The organism is Streptomyces sp. P9(2023) (genome assembly GCF_032436795.1).
GTDB lineage: Bacteria > Actinomycetota > Actinomycetes > Streptomycetales > Streptomycetaceae > Streptomyces.
In genome coordinates this window covers 1-277 of sequence record NZ_JAUPWM010000415.1, presented here as the reverse complement: position 1 = coordinate 277, position 277 = coordinate 1, and the positions used below count along the sequence as shown (strand labels likewise).

Here is a 277-nt window from a genome sequence, read left to right as displayed (position 1 = left end):
GAGCGCGTTCTCCTAACGTCTGATGGCGGCGCTCTCGTCGAAGAGCGCGAGATCAACACACCCGCCAACGGAAAACGCCTCCTCCACATCAAGCAGCTGTCCGTCGCGGATGAGGCGGGACGGCCGCAATACCTGCTCGGGATCGCCGAGGACGTCACTGAGCGGCGCGCCGTCGAAGCGCGGATCGCCCACATGGCGCACCACGACCCGCTGACCGACCTGCCGAACCGAGCCTATTTCCGCGAGCGCCTGTGCGCCGTCCTGGAGCGACAGCAGC

At 67.1% G+C, this 277-nt stretch carries 1 protein-coding gene; it reads right to left on the bottom strand.

All coding sequences use genetic code 11. The features are described 5' to 3' along the window. Positions 1-12: 12 nt before the first annotated feature. Positions 13-277, bottom strand: a 265-nt coding sequence (locus Q5762_RS38160) for a hypothetical protein (protein WP_315896905.1), incomplete at its 5' end; no start/stop codon positions are given.